Here is a 2,096-nt window from a genome sequence, read left to right as displayed (position 1 = left end):
GGTGGTCCCGGACGGCGCACCGCGGAGTTTCTGAACGCCGGTGCACCCGCCGCCCCTGGATGCTCTCCATGACCCTGGCCCGCTCCCTTCCGCTCCTCCTTCTGGCCGCCGCCGCGTGCGGCACCGCCGAAGCCCGCGACGCCGCCCGCCCGGCGGACGCGCTGCCGGCGTGGAGCGCGCCGGTCCCCATCACCTCCCTGTTCGGCGCCACCCGCGGGCGCGACCCGCGCATCGCGGCGCTGGCGGTGGATGCGGGCGGGCGGCCGCACGCGCTGGTGGCGGACGACGCGGACGGAGACGGCGTTGCGGACGTGCTGCTGCATGCGTGGATGCAGGGCGCGGACTGGTCCGCCGCGGAACGGCTGGACGTGTCGCCGGGGCTTTCCGACGGGGCGCGGCTGGTGGCCGACGGCGCGGGCGGCGTGCACGCCGTGTGGTACGAGCACACTCGCCCCGGCACCCCTCCGCGGAGCGCGGACGCGCTGCTGCACCGCGTGTGGCGCGGCGGGGCGTGGGGCGCGCCCTCCGTGGTGCGCGCGGCGGCGGACTCGCTGGACATGCCGCTCACGCACTTGGACGCGGCGCTGGACGCGCGCGGACGGCTGCACCTGGTGCACGAGACCGCGGCCGGGCTGGCGGAAAGCGTATGGGCCCACGGCCGGTGGGGCGAGGCGGTGCCGACCGGGCGCGACGGCGCCACTCCCGCGCTGGCGCCGGGCGCCGGAGTGATGGCGTACGTGGCCGGATGGGCGGAGGCGCACGGCGGGCGCGGGAGCAGCGACGTGCTGGTGCGCGCGCGGCGGGCGGACGGGACGTGGGACGAGCCCGTTCCCGTGCACGTGGACCCGCGCGAGTACTCGCACCTGCCGCAGCTCGCCACGGCGGGCGACGGCACCCTGCACGCCGTGTGGCTGGAAACGCGGGGCGGGGAAGTGACGCCGCGCCGGCTGATGCACGCCCGCGCGGCGGACGGGCGGCGGTGGAGCCCCGCCGTGGAGATCACCCCGCCGCAGACGGAGGGGCAGATCCTGTACTCGCCCCGGCTCTCGGTGGATGGGCGAGGGCGCGTCCTCCTCGTCTTCACCCGCTTCGGCGACGGCGGGGTAGGGCGCCCCACGCACTGGCAGATGCGGCTGGGCGCGGAGGGATGGAGCCCGGCGGAGCGGCTGTTCGCCGCGCTGGGCGAGTCGGACAGCGAGATCGAGACGGCGCGCGGAGCGGACGGGGTTCTGTGGGCCGTGTTCAAGAGCGGCGACGGCGTGTACTACGCCGCCCGCGCCCGGCCCTGAGCGGGAACGGGCGCCAGAAACCTGAGACGGGAGGGCCCGATGATCCCACACAGCTTCATGCCGCGCGCGGCGGTGCTCGCCGCGCTCCTGGCCGCCGGGGCGTGCGAGAGCGCCACCACGCCGGCGCCGCGCACCACCCCCCGGGTGGAGAACACCCCTGTCGCCGCGACCCCGGTGGCCGTCGGCTCCGGGCCGAACGCCTTTGCCGGCGCGTCCGTGCGCTTCGGCGGCACGGCGGAGGCGGGCGGCGCGCCGGTGACGGTGGCGGGGAGCGGCGCGGCGCTGTCCTCCGTGGTGCAGGTGGCCAAGTCCGGCGGCTACACCGACGCATCGGGGCGGGTGATCACGTACCAGTTCCGCGACTCCGTGCGCGCGGTGAACCTGGCCGTAGCCCTCTCCGGCGCGCAGTCGGGCGCGGGCGTCACGCTGGTCGTTCCGGGCGACGTGCCCGCGCCGGGGACGTACACGGTGCTCGGCGCCATGGCGCGCCCGCCATTCGACCTGAGCCGCGCGGCGTTCGCCAGCTACGGTGCGTCCAGTTGCGCCTTCACCTGGGTGGGCGAGAGCGGTACGCTCACCGTCACCCGCTCGGCGTCGGGCGAGCTGGAGGGCACCGTGGACGTACGCCTGCGCGCCGTGCAGCGCGGCGTCTTCGTAACCCCCACGGCGGGCCCGTCGGGCGCCGGGTGCCAGGCCCTGACGGGCGTCGCGGGCACGCCGCCGGAGACGCTGCGGCTTTCGGGGGCGTTTTCGGTGCGGTGAACGGGGGGGCAGGGAATAGGGAATAGGGAATAGGGAATAGGGAAT

The 2,096-nt window shown here is 76.6% G+C and carries 2 protein-coding genes; both read left to right on the top strand.

The window, feature by feature from the left end:
- The first annotated feature begins 68 nt into the window (after positions 1-68).
- Positions 69-1,289 (top strand): hypothetical protein, encoded by a 1,221-nt coding sequence (locus VF665_RS23695; protein WP_331055959.1) that lies wholly within the window; start codon positions 69-71, stop codon positions 1,287-1,289.
- 39 nt (positions 1,290-1,328) lie between these two features.
- Entirely contained in the window at positions 1,329-2,051 is a 723-nt protein-coding gene (locus VF665_RS23690) for a hypothetical protein (RefSeq protein ID WP_331055958.1), read from the top strand.
- Positions 2,052-2,096 lie beyond the last annotated feature (45 nt).

Origin of the sequence: Longimicrobium sp. (genome assembly GCF_036387355.1) — a bacterium.
GTDB lineage: Bacteria > Gemmatimonadota > Gemmatimonadetes > Longimicrobiales > Longimicrobiaceae > Longimicrobium.
Note: the sequence above shows the minus strand (reverse complement) of the source record. Positions and strands in the feature narration are given on the sequence as shown.